Below are 23,585 nucleotides of genomic sequence, written 5' to 3'. Positions count from 1 at the left end.
GCCGGTCCGGCAAAGGAACCCAGGGGAGGTACATGTGGAGCACAAGTTGATCGAGGCCGTCGAGACGGCGCTCGGATGGACGGGACCGAAGCCGATCGGCGACCGGTTCGCGCGCGGCCGCACGGGGGCGGAGGGACTTGCGGAGCGGCTGCTCACCCCGCAGCGGCTGCTCGACCTGGTGATGCGGCGCAGCCTGTACCGGCCGCAGTTCCGGGTGTTCCAGGAACAGGTCGAGGTTCACCCGGCGGTCTACTTCACGGACAATGTCAGCCCTCGGGGTCAGAGCATCCCGATGGTCAACATGAACACCCTGGGGCGGCTGCTCAGGGAGGGCGCGACGGTGATCCTCGACCAGGCGAACGTCGCGGACCCCACACTGGAGGTGGCGTGCCGGGCGTTGCAGTGGTGGAGCGGCGAGCGGGTCCAGGTGAACGTCTACTGGACCACCGGCGAGGCTGAGGGCTTCCCGCTGCACTGGGACGACCACGACGTCATTGTGGTCCAACTGGCTGGCGAGAAGGGCTGGGAGGTCCGCGGCCCGTCCCGGGTGGCGCCCATGTACCGGGACGCCGACCCCAACTCCACGCCGAGCGAGGACGTGCTGTGGTCCAGCGTGCTGCGCGCCGGCGACGTGATGCACATCCCGCGCGGACACTGGCACCGGGCGGGTCGTGCGGGACACGGGGCAGGCGGGCACTCCCTGCACGTCACGTTCGGTATCACCAAGCGCACCGGTGCCAGCTGGATGGCCTGGCTCGCCGACTGGTGTCGCGAGCAGGAGGTCTTCCGACTCGACCTCGACCGCACCCCGGACGCCGATGACAGCCGACTGCGTTCCGCGGCACGGGAGTTGGCAGATCTTCGGACACCTGCCGAGTTCCTCACCGCTTACGAGCGAGCGGCCGGGCCCGCCCGGCAGGTTCCGCACCTGGACATCTTCGGGCCGCTCGCGGCGGCGGTGTGCACAGCCAACTTCCGCCCGGAGATCCACTCGGCCGACAGCACTGTGGAGGTGCTGGCCGCCGGGCAGCGTCTCGTCTTCGCGGCCAAGGCCGAACCCGCGCTGCGGCTGCTGCTCAGCGGACGCCCCGTGGTCCTGGCCGACGTCGAGGCCGCCGTCGGCACCGAAGTGCACGCGGTGGCCGCCCTGTTGGTGAAGGAGGGGCTGTGCGCGCCGCTGACCGACGAGTTGTCCTCGGGCTACACCGGTCTGGTCACGAACGCCGGGTCCTGACCGCAGCGTTGGACCTCGGTATCACCGCGATCGACACCGCGTTCAACTACCGGGGTTTCACCTCGCATGTGACGCTCGCCGGTCTTGGTGGTGATCTGCTGTCCAGGTTCACGCTCTCCACCAAGGTCGGCTATTTCCCCGCCGCTGGCAGCGCCCGTCACAGCCTCGACCCGGCCGACCTGTGGGCCGCGCTCCGGCAGGCTGTCCGCGATCTCCGCCGGGAGCCGGACGTTGTCCTCCTGCACAACCCGGAGGCGTCGCTCGGCGTCGGTGAGCAGGGCCAGCAGCAGCTGGCTACCGCCTGCGATGTCCTCGTCGCGGCGACGAAGGCCGGTAACTGCGGGGCGTGGGGGATCTCGTCGTGGAACCCGCGCGCGCTGGTCGCGCTCGGGGCACCGCTGCCCTCGTCTCCCGAGGCCCTGATGACCCGGTCGGGACTGCTTGTCAGCCACGAGGTCCTGGCCGCTGCCGAGTTCCTCGCGGAGCGGTGGGGCATCGGTGCCGAGCGGCGATGGGGAATGAGCCCGTTCGGCGGCAGCCTCGCCGATCCGCCGTGGCGCACGAGCGACCCGCGCCTCCTCCTGGCCGGCGACACGACGGGGGCGACGAAGGTGCAGGCGGCGTTCCGGCTCGCCTTCGAACTGCCGGCGGTCGGGGCCGTCGCGGTGGGCGCCGACCGGGCCGACCACCTACACGAGCTGGTCGGTGCCACAGCTCTCGCAGTGGACACCGAACTTGTCGTCCGCTACCAGGAGTTGCTGGTGGAGCGAGCTACTCACGCTCGTTGAGTTCGTGAACCAGCTGCGCGGCCTCCGCCCGGGCAGGCCCAACTCGGGGGTCGTCCGGGTGAGCATGAGGACCGGCGATCTTCGCCAGCACGAACAACCGCATCACCTTGCCGTCCCGGCTCTCCAGGTCCGCCCGGCGCTCCCGCCGCACACGGTCGGCGAGCGCCGGGACGGCGAGCGACGCGGCCAGCAGCGACGCCGAGTCCAAGCCCCGCGGCGCCATCCCCCAATCCTCCCAGTCGAACATGCAGAACTGAGGCGCTGTGACGTTGGCCCAGTTCAGGTCCGCATGTGCCGGCAGCCAGGACTCCACCGCCGTATGCGTCGCCGACGGGAACGCATTGCGGATCACCTCGTCGACGTGCTGCTGGGTGATCGCCACGGTGTCCGGCGTCGCCACCCGCACGGTGTGCTGCTCCGCGAGCGCGTCGAGGGAGGCGCCCAGGGCAGCCCACCAACTCTCTGGAAGACATGGGTCGGTGGCCAGGATCGCGGTGCCGACCGGCGCGGCCGGGAGGAGGGAGGTCTCGTCCGCTCGCCAGATCGCCCCGTCGTCCGGTTCGGGCCAGGCGACCGATCCCGTCCACCGGGGCATGACCACTCCGGTCAGCGCTGCGGCCGCCTCGGTACCGGCCCAGCCCTGCTCGCGCGCTCGGCCCCACGGGCGGCGCTCGATGCGGACCCAGGTCGAGCGGCCGGTCGGTGCTCCGACCGTCCGACGCTTGAGAACAAGGCGGTCTCGATCCAGGGCCGTACCGAGGCGCTCCTCAACCAGGTCGAGAACGTGGTCGACCGGCTCCCTCCGAAGGTCCACCGGCCGGCCATCCGTGTCAGCGAGCGTCATGCCGGCGACCGTAGCAGGCCGACGCGAAGCAGGTTCACGGCCGGCGCAGGATCTGCCGGGGGTCCGGTACGCGCGGACGGCCTTGGCCGAGGAGTGATCTGGCTGTCGCGAGTGGCCGGGGCCGATGCAGCGCGGAGGGGAAGACGGGCCAGGTCGGGCGGGGTTCCGACCGCGTCGAGGTAGTCGACGATCCGGTCGATGTGCGTCAGCCGCACCTGCCCCGACTCCAACCGGGACACGTAGCCCTGCGTCAACCCGGTGATGTCCGCGAGCTCGTTCTGGTGAAGCTGGAGGAGGTCACGCAGGCGTTTGCTCAGCCCACCGAAGTCCAGTTCGGCCAGGCTGCCGAGCACCAGCGCGTCGCGCCACACCCACACCGGCACTGCGTCGGACGACGGCCCGAAAGCAGATCGCGCACACGGACCGCACACGCTGTCGCCAACGTTGTACCTGCTGAGCGCACAGCCGCAACGCTCGCACCGCCTTGCCCCCACTCCAACTCCCCCAACTCCGGGCCCTGATCGGACACCACGACGGCAGTGCGCCCAGTGCCGGCACCCAGAGCTGCCGCCCGACATGGGCAGGACGATCGAACTGCTCAGTCTTCCGATCGGCTGCCGGCAGGACCATGTCGTCCGCCTGTCATCTCGGGCCTCGACGCGCAGAGGGGTGTCTCCGGGGTGTCATCTCCGTCACGATCACGTTCATGAGCTGCGGCGTCTCAGGTCGGCCGCTGAAACGGCCTGGCCACCAGCCGCTCGTTCTGGGCAGGATTTCGGGCATGAAAATCTTGGTGGTCGGCGGGGGTTGGTTTCTGGGAAAGGCCGTCGTGGAGGAGGCGCTCGGACGCGGTTGGGACGTGACGACGTTCAACCGCGGGCGATCCGGCGTGCTCCTGCCCGGGGTGCGGCAAGTGCTGGGAGATCGGACGTCAGCCGAGGACCTGGCCCGTCTGGCAACGCAGGGCCCGTGGGACGCCGTGATCGACACGGCTGCCGCCGCACAGCCGCCGAACGTGGTGCTCGCGGGCGCGAGGGCGTTGGAGGGTGCGACCGAGCGCTACGTCTACGTGTCGACAGTCTCGGTGTACGAGGGGTGGCCGGACCATCCCCTCAAGGTGGGCGACCCGTTGATGGACGGGCCGGCCGATGCCGACCGGGACTACGGCCGGAACCCCGAGGGCTGGCGGGGGCCCAATCTGCACTACGGGAGGCAGAAGGCCGGCACGGAGCGAGCGGTGGTCGAAACGTTCGGCGCGGAGCGGTCCTGGCTGATCCGGCCCGGCGTGATCCTCGGACCCTGGGAGTACGTCGGCCGGCTCCCGTGGTGGCTTCGGCGAGCCGAACGCGGCGGCCGGATCCTGGCGCCCGGGAGTTCGAGCAAGGGCATCCAGCCGGTCGACGTCCGTGATGTCGCACGCTTCGCTGTCGATCTCGCCGCACGACCTGACGGCGGCATTTACAACGCCACCGCGCCGATCGGCCGGGACACTATGGGCAGTTTCCTGGAGGCATGTCTCGCGGTGACGGGCAGTCAGGGCGAGTTGCAGTGGGTTCCCGACGAGGTGCTGTCGAAGCACGGCGTCCGGCAGTGGACGGAAGTGCCGCTGTGGCGGACCGGCGCGGGCGTCTGGCTGGTCGGCTCCGAGCCGGCGTACGCGGCCGGGTTCACCTGCCGTCCCTTGGCTGAGACGGTTCGGGACACCTGGGAGTGGCTCCAGGCCGGCAACCTGCCGGTCCCACATCCGCGAGCAGCCGCGATCGGCATCGACTCGGACCGCGAACAGGCCATCCTGGCGGCGGCCAACCCTCTTCGCTGAACCGGACCTGCAATGGGTTGGGGCGGATCGACAAGACGCCGATCCACCCCAGCCCGTTGGGCCTGTGTCGTACTACTCGATGGCCAACCGCGAGGCGACACCTCCGAGCTGTCGCGGAGCCGCAACTCGGGTGTACTCCTCCAGCGCCTCTCGAAGGGCGACGGCAACCGGTGACGTTCGGACAGGCTCAGTGGTGAGCAGCCTGCCGACGTGCACGACCCGCTCGACCAGGCCCGTGGCACGCCGGTCGGGTGCCAGCGCCGCGATGGGCTCCAGGACTTCGGCTGCTTCCTCGATCTCGCCCGTGAGGATCAACGCTGCGGCGAGGTCGGTCCGAGCCTCCGCCTCAATTCTCGAAATCTCCTGCCCAGCGGTCAGGTTGGCCTGCACGTCGAGTACCTGCCGGGCGTGCCGCAGCGCGCCTGCTCCATCGCGCAGGAGCACAAACGTGGTCCCGTGCGAGCGGGCAAGCCGCTCGGGACCGTGGTGGAACTCGCCGGCCACCTCGTCATGGAGGTCGTCTCGTTCGACGGCGCCGACGTCGAAGAAGCGCTCGACTGCCGCCGCAGCTCTCCGCTGATCGCCCAGGTGCCCATACGCTCGGGCCTCGATCGAAGCGATACGCGCCTGGCCGGCCGTGCCGACACCCGGGAGCGACTGCGCCTGGCGGACGAAGCGGATCGCCTCGCCCGGCCGCCCGTCCCAGTAGGCGAGCAGGCCGAGCGTGCCGGCCGCGAACGCGGCGAGTGGGGTGAAGCCGGTCACTTCGGCGTACATGCCGGCGGAGCGGGCGAGCCGGTTGGCCTCGTCGAGGGCACCGAGCCCGAAGGCCGCCAGTGCCAGCAGCGCCGTCGTCTCACCGATCGCCACCAGCAACTGCTGCTTCTGCGCCGGGATGTGGGTGCGGTCCAGAAGGCCTTCGGCCTTTGTCCGGAGCTGTCGGGCTTCGCGCAGCACGTCGAACGGCGACCGGTTGTTGTAGGTGCGGGCGAGTTGGCGAACGTCGTCCTGGACCTGCTCCACAGACAGGTCCGACAGGAAGGCGGACGCGACGGAAGCGGCGTGGTCGGATGCTTCACGTGCGGTCATCGCGAGTTCTCTTTCAAGGTCTTGCCGGGATAGTGCGGTCGGGTCCCCCTCACGGGGCGGGGCCAGGAGTTCGGCGATCGGCCGCCCGTCGAACAGGCGCTGCATCGTCTGCACGAACACACTCGTCGGCCGCTTGACCTTTCCGGCGACCCAGCGCCGGAAGGTCGCCTCGGACATGTCCAGGTCGCGGAACCGGGGGTCCTTCAGGCCTCGCGCCAGATCGTTGCCGGCGTTCCTGAATTCCCTGTGGAAGTCCGGGAATTCCCATCCCGCCTTCTCGATCAGGGCTCCCAGTAGCGTCCTGCTCGCCATGTCGTGGCCTCCGCCCCCTTGGTCTCAACCTGGCTCGGCCGCCGCGTGCGCGAGGTGAGCCTGTTTCCAGCAATACCCGACACAGGGGCGACCTGGGACCAGATCTGACGAGATGACACCTCGATGACCGGTCGCCAACGTCGCGACCCGGCAGATGACGCCTCGCTGTCGTGGCGCTGTCTGTGGTCAGACCGACACAGTGAGTTGGCGATCACAGCCGCCGTCCACCGGATTCGCTGAGCACTTCCCGCTTGCGCACTCGACTTCTGATGTATCCGGCTACCCGCCGGCCGCCCTCCCGCGGCCCGTGGCTCTATCGCGGACCAGCGAGCACTCACTGGTCCACTCACCATGCGCCACGCCCCTGACTGGAGGACCATCCCATGATTGCCGCGCAGTCTGCCCGGCCGGTGTACCACCCCGCCGGGTTCGACGGTGCGCTTCGGGCCGCGGTGGACGATCTGTCGGCCGGCCGATGGCTGTCGACGGAACGACTGCTGGCCGCCCCGTCGCCGACTCCGGCCGTGTGGACGTTCCGGACCCAGGTACTGGGCCTGGTGGCGGCGCGGTCGACAGTGCTGGCCGACTGGGGGCGCGAGCAACCTGATTCGCGCGGTCTCGGCGTGCTCCGGATGCGGGTGGGCGTCGAGCACGCGTTGGCGGCTGCCCGGGAGCACCGGCCGGAGGCCTGGCGGCTGGAGCAGGAGGCACGCGCGTCGTGCTGGGCGGCGGCGCAGGCCGATCAGCAGGACCCCGTGCCGTGGGTGTGTCTGCTGGCCCTGGCTGCGCTCGACCCGAACCAATCGCTTCCCGAGCACCGGCACCGATCCGCGGACCCGATGCTGCCGGCGGGGCCGTGGGCGCTCCTCGACGGGGCACTGCGTCGGGATCCGGTCGGCCGGGAGGCGCATCACCGCATGTACCGGTACTGGCAGTTGGTGAACCGACGCAGCACGGCCCTGGACTTCGCGCACACCGTCGCCACTCGGGCGCCGCTCGGGTCGCCGCTCGCAGCCCTTCCGCTGTACGTGTCGGTCGACCAGTACCGCCAGGTGCGGCGCCGGGACACGATCGTCCGCGAGCAGTGGCGGCGCGATCCGCACTACTCGAACACCCAACGGGCGTACGAGAACTGGCGGGTGTCCGAGCCGGGGACGTGGACCGTCGCGGATCTCAGCCATCTCGCACACGCCCTGTGGGCGTCGGCGCGGATGCGCGCCGCTGTCGAGGTGTTCGAGGCTCTCGGGACGTTCGCCGCGCGTGCCCCGTGGATCTACATCGCCGACTCGCCGGACGAGGGCGAGACCGTTCTGCTGACCGCCCGTCAGCAGGCGCTCGCCGGCCGCGCGACCGCCCTCGCCTGACCGCCCATTCCCCCGTAACCGCTCTCCGTCCCCCTGCTTCTTCACCGGAGGTTGTTCCATGCCGGCCCACGCCGCACCGCCGCACGAGACCGACGAGGACCACCTCAGACGACTCGGATACGAGCCCAAACTGGCCCGCCGGATGGGTGAGTTCGGCAACTTCGCCTCGTCGTTCTCCGTGATCAGCATTCTGTCGGGTTGCATGACGATGTTCGCGTTCGGCCTGAACGCCGGCGGCCCGGCAGTGATGCTCTGGGGCTGGATCGGCGTCGGCGCAATGGTCATGTTCGTCGGCCTGGCGCTGGCGGAGGTGACCTCCGCCTACCCTACATCGGGCGCGTTGTTCTTCATGGCCACCAGCCTCGGCGGCCCCCGCTGGGGCTTCGTCGTCGGCTGGCTCAACCTCCTGGGCCTGATCGGCGGCATAGCCGGGATCGACTACGGAGCCGCCAGCTTCACCGCCGCCATCCTGAACATGCAGTTCGGCTACCAGCCGACCCCGCTGGGCCTGTTCGCGATCTTCACCGTGATCCTGCTGCTCCACGCCGCGCTGAATCTGCGCGGCGTGCGGCTGGTGTCGGTTCTCAACTCCGTCTCGGTGTGGTGGCACATCGGCGGTGTCGCGCTGATCGTGGGTTTGCTGGCGATCGTGCCCGCCCGGCATCAGGACATGTCCTGGGTGATGACGCACTTCGTCAACAACACCGGTTGGAGCAACCCGCTCTACGTCTCCTGCATCGGCCTGTTGCTGGCGCAGTACACCTTCTCCGGCTACGACGCGAGCGCCCACATGTCCGAGGAGACCACGAAGGCTGCGGTGGCGGCGCCACGCGGGATCGTCCGCTCGATCTGGGTGTCCTGGATCGCGGGCGCGGTGCTGCTGGCCGGCCTGCTGTTCGCGATCGGCGACTACAACACCGTCCTCAACTCCTCGACCGGGGTGCCGCCCGCGCAGATCTTCCTCGACGCACTCGGTCCGACGGGGGCGAAGGCTCTACTGGTCGTGGTGGTTGTAGCTCAACTGTTCTGCGGCAACGCGGAGACCGCGGCAAGCGCCCGGATGGTGTTCGCGTTCTCCCGCGACGGGGGGATTCCCGGATCGGCGTGGTGGTGCCGGGTGTCGGAGCGCACCGGGACCCCGGTGGCGGGAGTTTGGCTGTCGGTCGGTGCGGCGTTCGTGCTGGCGCTGCCGTCGCTGTGGAGCACGACGGCGTACGGGGCGGTGACCGCGGTGAACGTGGTGGGCATGACGCCGGCCTACGCGGTGCCGATCTATCTGCGTCTGTCCCGCAGGGGCCGACCGTTCGAACCGGGTCCGTGGAATCTGGGCCGCCGTGGGCCGCTGATCGGATGGATCGCGGTCGGGTGGGTGGCCGTGGTGAGCGTGCTGGTGTGCCTGCCACAGTCTTACCCGGTCACCGTCGACACCTTCAACTACGCCCCGGTGGCGCTGGTGGCGGTGCTGCTGGTCGCCGCCGGCTGGTGGGGTGCCCGGGCCAGGTTCGAGTATGCCCCGCCGGTTCAGCAGTCCGCCGAGCTGATCGAGCTGACCGAGGAGGTCGTGTGATCACCGCGGCGAAGAACGTGACCTCCCTCGCGGACCTGGTTCGCCGCAGCAAGGTGGAGACGGTGCTGCTCGCGCTGGTCACCACTCAGGGAGGCTTGAAGGGCAAGGCGGTGGACGCCTCGGTCCTGCTACGGCAGTTGGAGAACGGGACGCTTCGGCCCGAGGCGTGCGGCTACCTGCTCAACACCGACCTGGGGATGTCGGCCTCCGCTTGGGGCTCCGGCTTCGGGGACGTGGAGCTGCGTCCCGATCTCGACAGGGCGCGCCGACTGCCCTGGTTGCCCCGGACCGCGCTGGTCCTGGCCGAGCCGGTCACCGCCGGCGGCCGCCCGCTGCCGACCGCACCGGTGACGATCCTGCGCGACCAGCTCGCCGGACTGAAGGCGCTCGGCTACGAGCTGCGTGTGGGCCTGGAGACGGAGTTCGTCCTGTACCGGGGGACGGCGGAGCAGGCAGCCGACCGCGGCCACCGGGGCCTGGTACCACTCACACGCACCACCAGCGACTACGCACTCGATCTGCCCACCGAGGCGGCCGAGTTCACGGCCGAGCTGCGCCGGGTGCTGTCGGCGGCGGGGTGCCCGGTGGAGGCGGTGAAGTGGGAGTCGGCTCCGGGCCAGGTCGAGGTCACCTTCCCCTACGGAGATCCGCTGGCCGCCTGCGAGCAGCACCTGCTGCTGAAACACGCGTCGAGGACGATCGCCGAGCGCAGGGGGCTGACGTCCACCTTCATGGCGGCCCCGGAGACCGGCATCGGGTCCGGGCTTCACCTGCACGTCTCGCTGTGGCGCGACGGCGAGCCGGCGACCTGCCGGCCGGGCGCCGAGTACGAGCTGTCGTCGGACGGGCAGCGGGCGGTGGCCGGGTTGCTGGCCGTACTGCCCGACCTCGTGCCGCTGTTGGCGCCGTACGTCAATTCCTACCGCCGGCTGCAACCGAGGAGTTTCGCTCCGACGCGGTGGACGTGGGGACGCGACAACCGGACGTGCGCGTTGCGCGTGGTCGGGCGCGATCGGGGGCTGCGGATCGAGGCCCGGGTTCCCGGTGCCGACGCCAACCCTTATCTCGCGCTGGCGGCTGTCGCGGCCGGCATCCGCCACGGCATCGCGAACGACCTGACACCGCCCGAGCCCGTCGTCGGTGACGGCTACGGCGTCTGCGCGGCTCGGCCGCTGCCCTTCTCGCTGGCCGACGCCGTATCGGCCTTCGAAGGCAGCTTGCTGGCGGCCGACCTGCTGGGCGCCGATGTCGCCGGTCGCCTGGCCGGTGTCGCGCACCTTGAACTGGACCACCACGCACCGCTGGTGAGCACCGCCGAGATCGCGCGCGGCTTCGCCCACGCCTGAGCCCTCCGAGCCCCGGGCCGGCGGTGGGCCCAACCCGCTTCCCGCCGCCGGCCCGACACCACCTCACGATCCACTTCCCGCTGGAGAACCATGGACACCACCACCCCCCGAACCACCGAAGATCCCGGCGTCCAGCACAATGCCGCGCTCCCCGAACTACTGGCCGCGCCTCACTTGGTGGACGTCACCGCCGACGGGATGCTGGGCCTGGCACTGTGGCTGGCCGGGACCGGGGCTTCCGTCACCGGCTCCGTCCCGCCCGCCCTGGCCGACAGCCCCGCCGTGGCCACACTGCGAATCGCCGGAGTTCACGTCGACGTGGGCTTCGAGGCCCGCCACGTGCACTCCGACCGGACCGCGGTCGTGTGGTCGACCGCCGTGACGTGGTCGCACCCGGAGTTGGACGAGGCGCAGCAACGGCGGATCCCGGTGCTGGGGCGGGCCGACGCCCTCACCGAGATCGCCGCCCACGCCGGGGAACGGACGGTAGCGGTCGGCGGCAGCCACGGCACCGCGACGGCCGCCGCCGCGCTCGCGGCGGCGCTCGACGACGGCACAACCGGCTGGATCCTCACCGCCGCCGGCCGGGGCCAGTCCGTCGGCGGTTCCGGAGCCACACAGGGCAGGCTCGTCGTCGACGTGTGTCCGGACGCCGGGACGCACGAGGCGCCGCCGCCCGGAGGGTGGCAGCGCCGCCCCAAGCCCCACTACGCCCGCAGGCGGCCGGCACCGTCCTGCGCGCTGATCCTCACTGTCGGTGCGAACAGCCCCCACTTCGTGGACAACCTGGACGCCCTCAACGCCGCCGAGCAACTGGCGCTGTCCGCCCGGGCCGTGGTCCTACCCACCTGGAACAGGGGCATCACCAACCTGCGCGAGCGGTTGACCGACCGGGCCCGCAACCGCCTGCCCGTTCCCCGGATGTTCACCGTTGGCCTGGACCGCGACGCCGACGTGCGGATCCTGCCGCCCGAGTGGACCGGCACCGAGCACCGTGTCACGCTCCGCCACAACGGCGAGATGCACCTTTTCGTCCTGCCGGTGATCGGCAGGGCCCAGGCCCTGGCCGTGTGCGCGGCCATCGCCACTGCGCTCGTCCTCGGCGAGAGCGCGGATGCCGTCGCCGAACGCCTCCGCCACTTCGGAGTCGCGCGCTCCCTCACTGTTCTCGGCCGACAGGCCGGCATCACCGTGGTCGAGTCGCGCGCCCGCCACCCCCGCGAAGTCGCCGACGAAGTGATCGCCGCCCGGGTGATCGCCAAGGGGGCGGTGATCACCGTCCTGGAGCCCGACGGTGTGGCCCGTACCCGCGCCCACGCCCACGAACTCGGCGCCGCACTCGACTCCGCCGACCGCGTGCTGCTGCTGCCTGTCCACACGCCGCTGGACCAGGTCCTCGACGTTGACGGCCCGTTGGACGACGTCCACCGATCCGCCTGTCGGGTCGTCGGAGACGACGCGGTCCACCGGCTGCGCACCGCCCCCGGCGCGCACGGGGCCGCCCAGCAGATCGCCGAACTCGTCGGCCCCGGCGACCTGGTGTTGCTGATCGGACCCGCCCGGGCGGCCCGCATCGGGCCGTACCTGCTGGCTCACCTCGCCGCCGGCGCTCCGGTCCAGGGGCAACTGTGACCGACTCCGAGCAGCAGGAGGAGGCCGTGCCCCTCACGCCTCTGCGCGATCTCACGGACAGAGAGGTCAAGCTCGCCGTCCGGGTGGCAAGCGGCTTCGGCCCTCGCGACATCTCCGCCGCACCCGGCCCGTACAGGAGCACCGAGGCCGCCCGAAGCGCCGTCGAGGCCCTCCTGCGCAGGACAGGTGCCCGCACCCGTGCTCAGCTCGCCGGCTGGATGGCCACCGCCGGCCTCGCCGTCGCCCCGATCAGCGCTGCCGAGGCTCCGGCGACCGGCCCCGGCCTGCCGCCCCGATGCCTGACGATCCTTCAAGGCTGGACGGACGGCCTCACCACCGAGGCCGTCGCTCGCAGGCTCGGGCTCGGCACCGCACAGAGGTCGATGGCGGCCTGCATCCGGACGCTGTTCGTGCACCTGGGCGTGTGGACCCCGGAGGAGGCCGTAGTCGTCGGCGTCCTCACCGGCCTCGTCGAGCTCACCCGACCCGGGGCTCCGGAAGCACCGGCTTGCGAAGCGGCGCCGTGAGCGCCGCCATATTCGAGGAACAACTCGCCCGGAAGGACGCGGCGCTGCGGCGTTTCGAGCGCCTCGCCGCTGGCGCGCTGCTGGTCACCTCCCTCCTCTCGCTCGTCCTCGGATTCATCGTCGGCTTCGCGATCGGCAGCGCCCCCGCGATGCGAACCCGCGCCGACCAGCTCATCCTGCTCGCCCAGATCGTCATCGCCGTCTTCGTCGGCGCCCTGGAGTTCCGGGCCTACCGGGAAGGCCGCAGCCCGCTCTCACGGTGGTGCGCCCGACCCCCGGGCACCGCCGACGACACCGCCGCCCGAACCCGGCCGGGGGAACGATGACCGCTTCCCGCCGAAACGGCTGCGCTGCGGTGGCGATCGTGCGCTTCCTGCTCGGCGCGTCCACCGGCGCCTCCCTCCTGTTCCTGGTCGAACACCACAACCACGCCCAGCCGGTCTGGCTCGCCCTCGTCGCGGCACCCGCGCTCGCGGCCGCGGCGGTCTGCGACCTGCTGTTCCGCCGCCCTCCGGCGCACCGCACCACCACGCACCACCCGCACCACACCCATGGCGGCCGTCCAGGTCAGGGCCGCACCCCCAGCACCACCGACCGGATCCACCCGTGACCCCCACACACAGATGCGCTGGCCTGACCCGCCGCCCTGGCCCGGCAATCCGCCGGGCAGGCGCAAGACCCACCATCCCTGCTATCGAACGGGCCCTCGCCGCCGACCTCCGTCCAGCCGCTGAACATGTGCTGGCCGCGCCGCCCAGTGAGGGCCAGCACGTTCAGTCCCTCGACGACTTCGGGAAGACGGATACGTTCCTCTTTGCGGCGACTGACACGCCGCAGTACCGCTCGACCGATGGGTCCGGCGCGCCCGCGGCCACGGTGAGCTTGGTGGTAAACACGGCGGCTGGGGCGAGGATCGCAGCCCGACACGACCTTCCACGAAAGCCGCCTGTGGACACCACCACCTTCGCCGAGGGTTTGCCCGGACAGGCCGTGCCCGTCACCCCTTCATCGCCGTCTTCGATGCGGTCACCTGCACCGCAACGGCACTGCCCAATGGCGTCATGGAAGTCAGCAACAGGTCAGCATCAACTCGACCAGACCCTGTTACAGCCACCCACACATGAGAATCCGGGGATCTCCAATTGAGTCCCGATGCTTCCCCCCGCGCATCACTCGAGTGCCGACACGTATCGCCCTCCAGCAGCCCGCGGCAGGCCGGGGTGCGGCTTGCCTGCGGAGTGCCCATCCGCCCACATCTCCGCTGGTCAGCGCTCTCGACCCCGGACCTTCAGCGGGATGTCGGGGAGCTCCGGGGCCGGCAGTCTGGCCCCGTCAAAGCCGTGCACTTCACCGAAGCGTGAACCCTTCTCCCAGTCGCTTCGTGCCTGTACGATCTCGTCACCGGATCGGCCGATGAAGTTCCACCACATCACCAGGCGTTCCTCGAAGGGCTCGCCACCCAGCAGCAGCACGGCAGCGTCGGTGCGGGCCCGGACGGAGAGTTCGCGGCGCCCGCACCCCAGGTACAGGATCGACCCCGGCTCGACCGGCACGCCGTCGATCTCGGCGCTGCCGGACATCGCGAGGACGGCGTACTCGAAGCCCTCCTCGACGGGCAGGCGGTGGGCGGCGCCCTCGCGCAGCGTCAGGTCGGCGCCGGTGATCGGGGTGTACGTGGTGCCGGGCGAGGTCGCGTCGTCGAGGGTGCCGAGGATCAGGTGGGCCGCGAGGCCGTCCGCGGTGACGACGGGAAGCTCGGGGTGGTGTTCGAACGAGGGGGCGGTGTGCCGGTAGGCGTCCGGCAGGGCCACCCAGAGCTGGGCGCCGTGCAGGAGGCGGGCGTGGTCGCGCGGCGACTCCTCGGAGTGCGCGATGGCCCGTCCGGAGGTCATCAGGCCCAGCTCGCGCGGGCGGACGGTCTGCAGGCTGCCAAGGCTGTCGCGGTGCAGGATGCTCCCCTCGTGCAGCCAACTGACGGTCTGCAGGCCCATGTGCGGGTGCGGAGGCACTTGCATGCCGGGCTCGTCGGCGATGTCGTCGGGGCCGTAGTGGTCGACGAAGCACCAGGCGCCGACCATCCGCCGGCCGAGGTTCGGCAGCAGGCGGCGCACCACGGTGGACTCCCCCAGCGGCACCTGGCGGCCGGTCAGCAACTCCTGGACGGGGCCGGTCACGGCCTGCTGCCCGCACACCGCGGGGGCGGGCTTGAGATCGAGGTTGCTCATGGCGGCCAGTATCGGCCGCCGTCCCCGCCGCCCTCCGCAGCGACTCGTCAGCGAGCCCCGAGCAGCGCCATCGCGTCCGGCATGACGCGTCGCCAGAACCCATCGGTGTGCTCGCCGCGCGGGAAGTGCGCCTGGACGCCCCGCACGCCGGTGAGCTTGCGGGCGGCGGGGCAGAACGGGTCCTCGGTGCCGCACCAGACTCCGGTCCGGTCGACTTCGCCGAGCTCACCGAGGTGCTGCAACGGCTCGTGCTCCCGCCAGTCGGCCTCGTCCCGGTACGCGCCGACGGTCCGGGCGTCGCCCCAACCCCGGAACAGCGCCGGGCCGAGCAGCGCGACCGCCGACAACCCGCCCCGACGGGCGCGCGCGTACTGGAGCGCGCCGGAACCACCCATCGATATACCCAACACCCGTGTGGGCTCAGGTAGTTGACGGCTCGCCAACCAGCCGGGCAACTCCCCGGTGAGCATCGCCATCGGATCGTCGCCGGGACTGCGCGCATGCCAGTAACTGTCGCCACCGTCCACCGCCACCACCCGGAACGGCGGGACACCGGCCGCGACCGCAGCCGCCAGGAACTGCGGCACCCCGAGATCGACGAACGACGCCGCACCGCTCCCGTGCCCGTGCAACGCCAAACAGACCGGCAGATCGGCCTGGTCCGCCCCCGGCGGGTCCATCACGACGATCCGCACCTCGCGGCCCCGGGCCCGCGAAACCTCGCTCTCGCTGCGCACCCGCCCACCCGCGACCCCGGGCACCACCCCGTCCCGCCCGGTCATCCCGAGCGCCCGCCGAACCCGGGCACCCCCGGGCAGCACATCCTCGACCATCCCCCCACCAACCGCACCCGCCCCGACCACCGCAACAGCCAGCGCCCCCAACAACCGCCGCCGCCCCAAACTCGGCACCGCCGTCACCCCATCAACTTCCGCCGCCACCCGCACCCTTGCTCCGCCCCACCATCGACCTGACACCCGCCAATTGACCGGACGCCGCATCACGGGACGCCGGACAACCGCGGTCCGGTTTCACGGGATCGGCCGCAGCGGGGCGAGTGCCGGCAGTGCGCTGCGCCTGCGATGCGCGGACCGGAAAGCTGCGCATGGTGGATGCTGCGTTGACCGCCTCGGCAACCACCGCCGGAACTCGCGTGGCGCAGGCGTCAGTCACGGACGCCTGCGCCGGTCTCCGCGACCGGGTCCGCCGTCTCGGCCCCGGCCCCGGCCCTGGCCACGGCCCACCGGCCCGAACACCGGGCATCGGCAGGCCGACCCACCCACCACCGTCGCCGTCCGACCCCAACGGCCACCGCCGGCAGGGCCGCCCGCCCCTCAGCCCGTGCCATGCCCGTCCGTGCCGTCAGTACCGTCAGTGCCGTCAGTACCGTCCGTGCCGTCAGTGCAGTCAGTGCCGGCAGCCCCACCCGGCCGCCGCCGTCGCCGTCTCGGCCTGGGCCCGCAGGGCGCTGATGGCGGCGGCCGGGTCCGCCGCGCCGTACACCGCCGAGCCCGCGACGAAGACGTCCGCACCCGCCTCCGCGCAGGCCTCGATGGTGGCGGGGGCGACGCCGCCGTCCACCTGGAGCCACAGGTCGAGGCCGTGCTTGTCGATGAGCTGCCGGGTGCGGCGGATCTTGGGCAGCATGATGTCGAGGAAGGCCTGGCCGCCGAAGCCGGGTTCCACCGTCATGATCAGCAGCATGTCGAGTTCGGGGAGCAGGTCCTCGTAGGGCTCGATCGGGGTGGCGGGCTTGAGCGCCATCGAGGCCCGGGCGCCCTTGGCGCGGATCTCGCGGGCGAGGCGGACGGGTGCGGCGGCGGCCTCCACGTGGAAGGTGACGGAGCCGGCGCCGGCCTCCACGTACTGCGGGGCCCAGCGGTCGGGTTGTTCGATCATCAGGTGGCAGTCGAGCGGGATGTCGGTGGCCCGGGCCAGGGATTCGACGATCGGCACGCCCAGCGTGAGGTTGGGGACGAAGTGGTTGTCCATCACGTCGACGTGCAGCCAGTCCGCGCCGCGCACCGCCTCGGCTTCCTCGGCGAGGCGGGCAAAGTCCGCGGACAGGATGCTGGGGCTGATCTGGGCCATGATCGACCACCTTCGTGCGGGGGCTGGAACGCCGCGGGAAACGGGTACTTCGGCCCCATCATCCCGCGCCCCGTCACCCGCAACCGCACACCGCAACCCCCGGGTGACCGTCATCACACCCCGGCCGAGGTTACCGTGGCGGCCACCGCGGCCATCAGCCCCCTGTACCAACCCCCAGCCCCACCCCACCCGTCAATACCCATCAATACCCATCAATCCGACAGAGCCCGAGGAAGGTCTCCCCCATGTCCGCTACCGCCGCCGCCCACCCAGCCCGCGCACTGTGGCGGCTCTACGAGCCGGTGTACGCCGTCACCTTCCTCCAGCCCGAGAGCCGCGCGGCCTTCGAGGCGGTGGGGCTGGACGGCAGCTGGCGCGGCTACTTCGCCGGCCGCGCGGCCCCGTTGGGTGTGGTGGACGCGCCACAGGTGATCGCCGCGTTCTTCAGCTTCTCCCCGACGATGGTCGAGCAGGCCGTACCGGACGTGTGGACGCACGCGAGCCCCGAACAGGCCCTGGCCGCCCGGCTCCAGAGCTCGGAGGCGGTGCTGGCCCGGCTGCTGGAGCCGGTGAAACCGGAACAGATCGACGCGGCGGCGACCGCGCTGGACGAGGCGGTGGCCCAACTCGACTGTGCGGGCCGGGTGTTGGCAGCCGCCAACGCCGCACTCCCCCGGCCGACGAACGTCTACGGGCGACTGTGGCAGGCCGCGACCGTGCTGCGCGAGCACCGCGGCGACAGCCATGTGGCGGCACTGGTCGCGGCGGGGCTGGACGGCTGCGAGGCCCCGGTGCTGCACTGCGCGCTGGACGCCAGCCGCGAGGTGCTCCAGCCGATGCGCGGGTGGACGGACACCGAGTGGGAGGCGGCAGCGGCGCGACTGGTCGAACGGGGCTGGCTGACGGCGCAGGGGACGGTCACCGAGCTCGGCCGCATCCAGCACCGGTCCATCGAGGCCGCCACCGACCTCGCCGCCGGCCGCGTCTGGGAGAGCATGCCGCAGGACGAACTCGACCGCCTGAAAGCCGACTTGAAGCCGATCGCGGCGATCTGTCGCGATCGGATGCCGATCAACCCGCTCGCGATGCCACCGGCGGACCACTGACCCGACCGAACACCGGCACCCCGCCCCGACCGAACACCGGCGGACCACTGCCCCGACCGAACACCGGCGCCCCGGCACCCAGACCACCCGGCCGCGGCACACAGAAGTTCACACGGCGGCAACACATGCCCTTCCCGCCGCCGACCCGCTCTGGCAGGCTCAGGAAGCAGCTGGACCCGCACAGCTCGACCCTCACCGAAAGGCGTCCGATGACTCAGGTCGTCCACCCCGCACGTGCCCTGTGGTGGCTGTTCGAACCCGTTCACGCGCTCACGTACTTCTCGCCGGAGGCCCGCGCCGCGTACGAGGCGGCGGGGCTGCGGGGGTACTGGCGCGGATACTTCGGTGGGCGGTCGGCGCCGCTCGGTGCGGTGGAGGCGGCGCCGGTGGTGGCCGCGTTCTTCAACTTCGCGCCGCAGATGGTGGAGCGGGCACTGCCGGAGATCTGGGGGCGGGCGACGCCCGAGCGGGCGCTGGAGGCCCGGGTGGAGGGTGCGACCGGTGCGCTCGGGCGGGTGCTGGCGGAGGTGAAGCCGGATCTGATCGACCGTTCGGTGGAGCTGCTGGAGCGTGCCGTCGAGGGCCTGGACTGCGCGGGGCGGGTGCTGGCCGCCGCGAACGCCGCGCTCCCGGCGCAGGACGGGCGGCTGGCCCGGCTGTGGCAGGCCACCACGGTGCTGCGCGAGCACCGCGGCGACGGACACGTGGCGGCGCTGGTCGCCGAGGGGCTGGACGGCTGCGAGGCGCTGGTGGTGCGCTGCGCGCTGGACACCCGCCGGGAGACCATGCAGCCGCACCGCGGTTGGACGGACGCCGAGTGGGACGAGGCGACGGAGCGCCTGATCGGACGTCAGTGGCTGGCTGCGGACGGTTCGCTGACCACCGAGGGCCGCCGCCGCCACCTCGCGCTGGAGGCCGCCACCGACCTGGCCGCGTCCCGGGTCTGGGCGCACTTCCACCGCACCGAGCTCGACGAACTCGCCGACGCTCTCCGCCCGATCTCCACCGCGTGTCGCGCCGACCTGCCGCCGACCACCCCGATCGGCCTGCCGAACGCCTCCTGACCACCCGTCTCGGGCCGCCGCCGTGTCAGTACGGCGGCGGCCCGAGCAGAACGCCGCGGCCCGCGTAGAACCGGTCGAAGTCGGCCCAGGGCACCCGGGCGGCGCGCTGGGATTCGTCGGGGAAGCCGGACGGGTTGTGGATGTACAGCGCGTCGTCGTCGGCGCCGACGGCCAGCACCAGGTGGCCGCCGGGGCGGGGGACCTCGGGGGCGAGGGTCCGGATGGCGGGGTGGACGGAGATCATCGGGAGGACGCCCCGGGCGAGTTCCTCCGGCAGCCGGTCGACGGGCAGCGGGCTGATCGCCTGCGCGTCCAGGCCCCAGCGGGTGCGGACGTAGTCGGCGAAGGGCGAGTGGATCAGCCCGTCGAGCCGCCCGTCGGGGTGCCGGATGTACGCGCCGGCCAGTTCGCACTCCTCGGCCAGCCGCACGGACGCGGGGGCGACGCCCCACCAGTGGTCGAGGACCATCCGCAGGCAGGCCATTCCGCACAGCCGCCAGGACCAGTACTCGTACTCGCCCTCGTCGGCCGCACCCGAGCGTTCCCACAGCGGGTCGTCGGCGGCCCGCAGTGTGCCGTCCAGGATGTCGGGCACGAGTTCGGGCGACTCCCACTGGGAGTAGTAGGGCACGGCATGGATGATCGGCTTCACCCGGTCATCCTGACGTACTTTCATCCCGATCCGGCGCACCCTCGCCCGCGACACCTCAGAACCCCTCCACCACCCGAACAGCGGCACCCCGCACCTGCTCACCCGCACCCAGCCGACTCACCGCCCACTCAACTCCCTGCCGTGCGATGATCGTTGCTCCCCACCGGACGGAGCCGGCAGTGAACGAAGCCCCACCGAACCTCGAACTCGGGCCCCCGGCGCCGGTTCGAGAAGGCGCTGTGACCGGGCCCGTCGTCAGCCTGTGGCGGGCGGGGCTCACCGCCGTGCCGGACCACGTGTGGCAGCGCACCGATGCTGAGGTGCTGATCCTCGCCGAGAACGCGCTGACCGAACTCCCGGACACCATCGGCGACTTCACCGCGCTGCGCACGCTCGACCTGGGCCACAACGCGTTCACCGCCGTCCCCGAGCGGCTCGGCGACCTCACCGGCCTGCACGGGTTCCTCTACCTGCACGACAACCGGCTCACCCGGCTGCCGGCCACTCTCGGCCGGCTCCACCGCCTGCGCTACCTGAACGTCGGCGACAACCCGCTCACCGAACTCCCGGACACCATCGGCGACTTGGCCGAGCTCATCGAACTCCGGGCGCAGCGCTGCCAGTTGACCAAGCTCCCGGAGACCCTCGGCGCACTCTCCCGACTCCGCGAGCTGCGCCTGGAGGCCAACTCCCTGACCACGCTCCCGGATTCGCTTGCCTCACTCCTCCAGCTGCGCTGCCTCGAACTGCGCGGCAACGCCCTGACCAGCCTCCCCCGCGCCCTCGCCGCCCTGCCGCTGCTGCGCGAACTCGACCTGCGCGGCAACCCGTTGGGGCCGCTGCCCGACTGGCTGGCCGAGCTGCCCGCCCTGGAGAAGCTCGACCTGCGGTGGACGCCGTCCGCACCGGGCCCGCGACTGGTGGAGCGGCTCGAACGGCGCGGCTGCACGGTCTGGTACTGACCCCCGGGAGCGCAGAACCGCCCCCGGGGGCCCGGGATCACCAGGCGTAGTGCTCGGGGGCGGTGCGGTGGCCGGGGAAGATCTCGTCCAGTCGCTCCAGCGTCTTGGCGTCCAGCTCGACGTCCAACGAGCGTACGGCGGCGGTCAGTTGCTCCTCGGTGCGGGGGCCGATGATCGGCGCGGTGACGGCGGGGCGGCTGTGCAGCCAGGCGAGCGCGACGTCGCCGGGCTGGTGGCCGAGTTCGTCGCACAGGTCCTCGTACGCCTGGATCTGCTCGCGCCGCTCGTTGAGGGTGTCAACGGCCCGGCCCTGGGTGCGGCGCACGCCCTCGCGTTCCTTGCGCAGCACGCCGCCGAGCAGGCCGCCGTGCAGCGGCGACCAGGCGATCAGGCCGAGGCCGTAGTGCTGGGCGGCGGGGACGACCTCCAGTTCGACGCTGCGCTCGATCAGGTTGTACAGCGACTGCTCACTCGTCAGGCCGAGGAAGTGCCGGGCCCGGGCGGCTTCTTGTGCCTGGGCGAGGTGCCAGCCGGCGAAGTTGGAGGAACCGACGTAGATGATCTTGCCCTGGAGGGTGAGCACCTCCATCGCCTGCCAGATCTCGTCCCAGGGGGTGGCCCGGTCGATGTGGTGCATCTGGTACAGGTCGATGTGGTCGGTCTGCAGGCGGCGCAGGCTGGCGTCCACGGCGCGGCGGATGTTGAGCGCGGAGAGCCGGCCTTCGTTGGGCCAGTTGCCCATGTCGCCGTAGAGCTTGGTGGCGATCACGGTCTTCTCGCGCCGGCCGCCGCCCTTGGCGAACCAGTTGCCGATGATCGTCTCGGTGAGGCCCTTGTTCTCGCCCCAGCCGTAGACGTTGGCGGTGTCGAAGAAGTTGATGCCGTGCCCGTGCGCGGCGTCCATGATCCGGTGCGCGTCGGCCTCTTCGGTGTGCACGCCGAAGTTCATGGTGCCGAGGCACAGCGGGGAGACGGACAGGCCGGTGCGGCCGAGGTGGGTGTACTCCATGACCCCAACCCTCTGCCGCCCCGGCCCGGTTGTCCAGTGCGCAACGCCCTTACCAGGATTGACGCATCCTCAGCGCCCGGCGCGGGCGAAGTTCCGCACGGCGAGCGGCACCGCGATCGCCAGCAGCAGCGCGCACCAGCCGAGCGCGGCGGCCACCGGGTGCTGTGCGGGCCAGGCGTCGCCGGGCGCGGACGGGTTGCCGAACAGTTGCCGGCCGGCCTCCACCACGGAGCTGACCGGGTTCCACTCGGCGATCGCGGCCAGCCAGCCGGGCATCCCGCCGGTGGGCACGAACGCGCTGGTCAACATCGACAACGGGATGGCAAGGACGGCGAGTTGACCGGCCGTCTCCTCCTTGCCGACGGCCAGGCCGAGCGCGGTGCCCAGCCAGCCGCAGGCGAACCGGAACAGCAGCAGCAGGCCGAACCCGCCGAGCGCCGGGCCCAGTCCGTGCCGGATCCGCCAGCCGGCGGCCAGGCCGACCAGCGCGGTCGGCACCAGGACGACGGCGGCCACCAGCAGGTCGGCCAGCGCCTGCCCGGTGAGCAGGCCGAGCCGGGACACCGACATCGACCGCAGCCGGTCGGTGACGCCCCGTCCGGCGTCCCGCGCGCCGCCGACCATGGCGGGCATCACGGCGTTCACCGCGACCATCGCGAACAGGCCGGGCATCAGGTACTCGCGGTAACCGCCGCCCGGCACGTTCATCGCACTGCCGAACACGTACCCGAACACCCCGACCATCGCGACCGGCACCATCAGCGAGGACAGCAGCAGACCGGGCGAGTGCCGGTAGATCAGCAGGATCCGCCGGGCGGACGCAGCGGCGTCCACGGGCATCGTCAGCGCACTCATGCGGCCATCTCCGTCTCCGTCACGGCGCCCGCGCCGGTCAGCGCGAGGAACACGTCGTCCAGCGAGGGGGTGCGCAGCGCGACGTCCCGCGCGACCACCCCGGCGGCGTCCAACTCCCTTACCAGGTACGGCAGGACGAGCGGCCGGGCCGGGTCGGAGACGGCACTGACGCGGTACTGCGCCGCGTCCACCTCCGGTGCGCCACCGGTGAGCACGGCCAGCACGGCGCGGGCCCGTTCCAGGTCGGCGCCCTCGGGCAGGGTGAGTTCGACCAGGGTCCCGATCGCGGCCTTGAGCCGCTGCGGGGTGTCGTCGGCGACGGCCCGCCCGCGGTCCAGCACGGTGATCCGGTCGGCCAGCCGGTCCGCCTCGTCCAGGTACTGGGTGGTCAGCAGGACGGTGGAACCCTGTGCGGCCAACTCCCGTACCGCAGACCAGATTTCCCGTCGGCTACGCGGGTCGAGCCCGGTGGTCGGCTCGTCCAGGAACAGCACCCGCGGCCGGGTGATCAGGCTCGCCGCCAGGTCCAGCCGGCGGCGCATCCCGCCCGAATAGCCGCGCACCAGCCGATCGGCGGCCTCCTCCAGCGCAAACTCCGCGAGCAGCTCCGCCGCCCGCGCCCGGGCCTTCGCCGCTCCCAAGTGGTGCAGCCTGCCCAGCAGTTCGAGGTTCTCCCGGCCGGTGATCCCCTCCTCGACCGCCGCATACTGCCCGGCCAGCCCGATCACCCGCCGCACCGCCGCGGCCTCCCGCCGCACCTCGTGCCCGCACACCCGGGCCTCCCCCCGATCCGGCCGCACCAGGGTGGCCAGGATCCGCACCAACGTGGTCTTCCCCGCCCCGTTGGGCCCGAGCAGACCGCACACCGCCCCTTCCGGGACGTCGAGTTCGAGTCCGTCCAGCGCGCGCGTGGCGCCGAAGGTCTTGCCCAGGCCGCGAACGGCAATGACCGGGTCGCTCATGGCAGGCCCTTTCTAGGTACAACGTACGTAGTGTTGCTGCGCAGGAGATTACTGGGTACGACGTACGGAGTAAAGCGTTCGGGTCGGCAGACACACCGGCGGATGCCACGCAGCGACAGCGAGTTGGACCGTGCGGA

23 protein-coding genes are annotated in these 23,585 nt (G+C 71.7%); 13 read left to right on the top strand and 10 right to left on the bottom strand.

What is annotated here, in order from left to right; all coding sequences use genetic code 11:
- Nucleotides 1–34 precede the first annotated feature (34 nt).
- Both ACIHEI_RS18605 and ACIHEI_RS18600 read left to right on the top strand, forming a co-directional pair.
- Entirely contained in the window at nucleotides 35–1,234 is a 1,200-nt protein-coding gene (locus ACIHEI_RS18605) for a JmjC domain-containing protein (RefSeq protein WP_396607360.1), read from the top strand.
- Nucleotides 1,235–1,242: 8 nt separating this feature from the next.
- A complete protein-coding gene (locus ACIHEI_RS18600; protein WP_396607359.1) occupies nucleotides 1,243–2,022 on the top strand; it encodes an aldo/keto reductase in 780 nt (259 codons plus the stop codon).
- Here ACIHEI_RS18600 and ACIHEI_RS18595 read toward each other — a convergent pair.
- The gene (locus tag ACIHEI_RS18595; RefSeq protein WP_396607358.1) at nucleotides 2,006–2,866 is read right to left on the bottom strand and encodes a hypothetical protein; all 861 of its coding nucleotides are present in this window, start codon (nucleotides 2,864–2,866) and stop codon (nucleotides 2,006–2,008) included. The two genes, ACIHEI_RS18600 and ACIHEI_RS18595, sit on opposite strands and share 17 nt — an antisense overlap.
- Nucleotides 2,863–3,243, bottom strand: coding sequence for a helix-turn-helix domain-containing protein (locus ACIHEI_RS18590; RefSeq protein WP_396607357.1), 381 nt, complete (start codon nucleotides 3,241–3,243; stop codon nucleotides 2,863–2,865). Before ACIHEI_RS18590 ends, ACIHEI_RS18595 begins: the two co-directional genes overlap by 4 nt.
- A 329-nt stretch (nucleotides 3,244–3,572) precedes the next feature.
- Here ACIHEI_RS18590 and ACIHEI_RS18585 point away from each other — a divergent pair, with 329 nt between their 5' ends.
- Nucleotides 3,573–4,685 (top strand): NAD-dependent epimerase/dehydratase family protein, encoded by a 1,113-nt coding sequence (locus ACIHEI_RS18585; RefSeq protein ID WP_396607356.1) that lies wholly within the window; start codon nucleotides 3,573–3,575, stop codon nucleotides 4,683–4,685.
- 72 nt (nucleotides 4,686–4,757) lie between these two features.
- On the opposite strand, the gene ACIHEI_RS18580 is transcribed toward ACIHEI_RS18585, so the two are convergent.
- On the bottom strand, nucleotides 4,758–6,086 hold the full coding sequence (locus ACIHEI_RS18580) for a DNA-binding protein (RefSeq protein WP_396607355.1): 1,329 nt from the start codon (nucleotides 6,084–6,086) through the stop codon (nucleotides 4,758–4,760).
- A gap of 383 nt (nucleotides 6,087–6,469) precedes the next feature.
- On the opposite strand from ACIHEI_RS18580, the gene ACIHEI_RS18575 reads away from it, so the two are divergent.
- The 7 genes from ACIHEI_RS18575 (at nucleotide 6,470) to ACIHEI_RS18545 (ending at nucleotide 13,132) form a co-directional block, all read left to right on the top strand.
- Nucleotides 6,470–7,450 (top strand): hypothetical protein, encoded by a 981-nt coding sequence (locus ACIHEI_RS18575; protein WP_396607354.1) that lies wholly within the window; start codon nucleotides 6,470–6,472, stop codon nucleotides 7,448–7,450.
- A 58-nt stretch (nucleotides 7,451–7,508) separates the two neighbouring features.
- Nucleotides 7,509–9,017, top strand: coding sequence for an amino acid permease (locus tag ACIHEI_RS18570; protein ID WP_396607353.1), 1,509 nt, complete (start codon nucleotides 7,509–7,511; stop codon nucleotides 9,015–9,017).
- Complete coding sequence (locus ACIHEI_RS18565; protein ID WP_396607352.1) at nucleotides 9,014–10,363, top strand: glutamine synthetase family protein; 1,350 nt, start codon at nucleotides 9,014–9,016, stop codon at nucleotides 10,361–10,363. The genes ACIHEI_RS18570 and ACIHEI_RS18565 overlap by 4 nt, the downstream gene beginning before the upstream one ends.
- Before the next feature lie 90 nt (nucleotides 10,364–10,453).
- The gene (locus ACIHEI_RS18560) at nucleotides 10,454–11,995 is read left to right on the top strand and encodes a Mur ligase domain-containing protein (RefSeq protein WP_396607351.1); all 1,542 of its coding nucleotides are present in this window, start codon (nucleotides 10,454–10,456) and stop codon (nucleotides 11,993–11,995) included.
- A 26-nt stretch (nucleotides 11,996–12,021) separates the two neighbouring features.
- Complete coding sequence (locus ACIHEI_RS18555; protein WP_396607350.1) at nucleotides 12,022–12,522, top strand: hypothetical protein; 501 nt, start codon at nucleotides 12,022–12,024, stop codon at nucleotides 12,520–12,522.
- Nucleotides 12,519–12,848: a hypothetical protein gene (locus tag ACIHEI_RS18550; RefSeq protein WP_396607349.1), complete on the top strand. Its 330-nt coding sequence runs from the start codon at nucleotides 12,519–12,521 to the stop codon at nucleotides 12,846–12,848. The genes ACIHEI_RS18555 and ACIHEI_RS18550 overlap by 4 nt, the downstream gene beginning before the upstream one ends.
- Nucleotides 12,845–13,132, top strand: a complete 288-nt coding sequence (locus tag ACIHEI_RS18545; protein ID WP_396607348.1) for a hypothetical protein — start codon at nucleotides 12,845–12,847, stop codon at nucleotides 13,130–13,132. Before ACIHEI_RS18550 ends, ACIHEI_RS18545 begins: the two co-directional genes overlap by 4 nt.
- Before the next feature lie 655 nt (nucleotides 13,133–13,787).
- On the opposite strand, the gene ACIHEI_RS18540 is transcribed toward ACIHEI_RS18545, so the two are convergent.
- The 3 genes from ACIHEI_RS18540 to rpe form a co-directional block, all read right to left on the bottom strand.
- Nucleotides 13,788–14,747, bottom strand: coding sequence for a pirin family protein (locus ACIHEI_RS18540; RefSeq protein ID WP_396607347.1), 960 nt, complete (start codon nucleotides 14,745–14,747; stop codon nucleotides 13,788–13,790).
- A 47-nt stretch (nucleotides 14,748–14,794) separates the two neighbouring features.
- Nucleotides 14,795–15,580, bottom strand: a complete 786-nt coding sequence (locus tag ACIHEI_RS18535) for an alpha/beta hydrolase (protein ID WP_396607346.1) — start codon at nucleotides 15,578–15,580, stop codon at nucleotides 14,795–14,797.
- Between the two features lie 574 nt (nucleotides 15,581–16,154).
- Nucleotides 16,155–16,841 (bottom strand): ribulose-phosphate 3-epimerase, encoded by a 687-nt coding sequence (gene rpe / locus ACIHEI_RS18530; protein ID WP_387861936.1) that lies wholly within the window; start codon nucleotides 16,839–16,841, stop codon nucleotides 16,155–16,157.
- Nucleotides 16,842–17,083: 242 nt separating this feature from the next.
- On the opposite strand from rpe, the gene ACIHEI_RS18525 reads away from it, so the two are divergent.
- Together ACIHEI_RS18525 and ACIHEI_RS18520 are read left to right on the top strand one after the other, a co-directional pair.
- On the top strand, nucleotides 17,084–17,944 hold the full coding sequence (locus ACIHEI_RS18525; RefSeq protein WP_396607345.1) for a hypothetical protein: 861 nt from the start codon (nucleotides 17,084–17,086) through the stop codon (nucleotides 17,942–17,944).
- A gap of 209 nt (nucleotides 17,945–18,153) precedes the next feature.
- Complete coding sequence (locus tag ACIHEI_RS18520; RefSeq protein ID WP_387642866.1) at nucleotides 18,154–19,008, top strand: hypothetical protein; 855 nt, start codon at nucleotides 18,154–18,156, stop codon at nucleotides 19,006–19,008.
- A gap of 25 nt (nucleotides 19,009–19,033) precedes the next feature.
- Here the strand turns inward: ACIHEI_RS18520 and ACIHEI_RS18515 are convergent, their stop codons facing one another.
- On the bottom strand, nucleotides 19,034–19,684 hold the full coding sequence (locus tag ACIHEI_RS18515; RefSeq protein WP_392956219.1) for a C39 family peptidase: 651 nt from the start codon (nucleotides 19,682–19,684) through the stop codon (nucleotides 19,034–19,036).
- Nucleotides 19,685–19,899: 215 nt separating this feature from the next.
- Between ACIHEI_RS18515 and ACIHEI_RS18510 the strand changes: the two genes are divergently transcribed.
- Entirely contained in the window at nucleotides 19,900–20,622 is a 723-nt protein-coding gene (locus ACIHEI_RS18510; RefSeq protein WP_396607344.1) for a leucine-rich repeat domain-containing protein, read from the top strand.
- 37 nt (nucleotides 20,623–20,659) lie between these two features.
- Here ACIHEI_RS18510 and ACIHEI_RS18505 read toward each other — a convergent pair whose 3' ends face one another.
- From ACIHEI_RS18505 to ACIHEI_RS18495, 3 genes are all read right to left on the bottom strand, one after another.
- Nucleotides 20,660–21,631: an aldo/keto reductase gene (locus ACIHEI_RS18505; protein ID WP_396607343.1), complete on the bottom strand. Its 972-nt coding sequence runs from the start codon at nucleotides 21,629–21,631 to the stop codon at nucleotides 20,660–20,662.
- A 69-nt stretch (nucleotides 21,632–21,700) separates the two neighbouring features.
- Nucleotides 21,701–22,486 (bottom strand): ABC transporter permease, encoded by a 786-nt coding sequence (locus ACIHEI_RS18500; protein WP_396607342.1) that lies wholly within the window; start codon nucleotides 22,484–22,486, stop codon nucleotides 21,701–21,703.
- A complete protein-coding gene (locus tag ACIHEI_RS18495) occupies nucleotides 22,483–23,448 on the bottom strand; it encodes an ATP-binding cassette domain-containing protein (RefSeq protein WP_387642871.1) in 966 nt (321 codons plus the stop codon). Before ACIHEI_RS18495 ends, ACIHEI_RS18500 begins: the two co-directional genes overlap by 4 nt.
- Nucleotides 23,449–23,585: the final 137 nt, after the last annotated feature.

It is taken from the genome of Kitasatospora sp. NPDC051984 (assembly GCF_044593455.1).
Lineage (GTDB): Bacteria > Actinomycetota > Actinomycetes > Streptomycetales > Streptomycetaceae > Kitasatospora.
Note: the sequence above shows the minus strand (reverse complement) of the source record. Positions and strands in the feature narration are given on the sequence as shown.

Coding starts and splice junctions, on each gene's coding strand:
- ACIHEI_RS18595 (WP_396607358.1), bottom strand. CDS start 2,866: ATGACGCTCGCTGACACGGATGGCCGGCCGGTGGACCTTCGGAGGGAG.
- ACIHEI_RS18585 (WP_396607356.1), top strand. CDS start 3,573: ATGAGCTGCGGCGTCTCAGGTCGGCCGCTGAAACGGCCTGGCCACCAG.
- ACIHEI_RS18580 (WP_396607355.1), bottom strand. CDS start 6,086: ATGGCGAGCAGGACGCTACTGGGAGCCCTGATCGAGAAGGCGGGATGG.
- ACIHEI_RS18575 (WP_396607354.1), top strand. CDS start 6,470: ATGATTGCCGCGCAGTCTGCCCGGCCGGTGTACCACCCCGCCGGGTTC.
- ACIHEI_RS18570 (WP_396607353.1), top strand. CDS start 7,509: ATGCCGGCCCACGCCGCACCGCCGCACGAGACCGACGAGGACCACCTC.
- ACIHEI_RS18560 (WP_396607351.1), top strand. CDS start 10,454: ATGGACACCACCACCCCCCGAACCACCGAAGATCCCGGCGTCCAGCAC.
- ACIHEI_RS18545 (WP_396607348.1), top strand. CDS start 12,845: ATGACCGCTTCCCGCCGAAACGGCTGCGCTGCGGTGGCGATCGTGCGC.
- ACIHEI_RS18540 (WP_396607347.1), bottom strand. CDS start 14,747: ATGAGCAACCTCGATCTCAAGCCCGCCCCCGCGGTGTGCGGGCAGCAG.
- ACIHEI_RS18535 (WP_396607346.1), bottom strand. CDS start 15,580: ATGGTCGAGGATGTGCTGCCCGGGGGTGCCCGGGTTCGGCGGGCGCTC.
- ACIHEI_RS18525 (WP_396607345.1), top strand. CDS start 17,084: ATGTCCGCTACCGCCGCCGCCCACCCAGCCCGCGCACTGTGGCGGCTC.
- ACIHEI_RS18520 (WP_387642866.1), top strand. CDS start 18,154: ATGACTCAGGTCGTCCACCCCGCACGTGCCCTGTGGTGGCTGTTCGAA.
- ACIHEI_RS18515 (WP_392956219.1), bottom strand. CDS start 19,684: ATGAAAGTACGTCAGGATGACCGGGTGAAGCCGATCATCCATGCCGTG.
- ACIHEI_RS18505 (WP_396607343.1), bottom strand. CDS start 21,631: ATGGAGTACACCCACCTCGGCCGCACCGGCCTGTCCGTCTCCCCGCTG.
- ACIHEI_RS18500 (WP_396607342.1), bottom strand. CDS start 22,486: ATGAGTGCGCTGACGATGCCCGTGGACGCCGCTGCGTCCGCCCGGCGG.
- ACIHEI_RS18495 (WP_387642871.1), bottom strand. CDS start 23,448: ATGAGCGACCCGGTCATTGCCGTTCGCGGCCTGGGCAAGACCTTCGGC.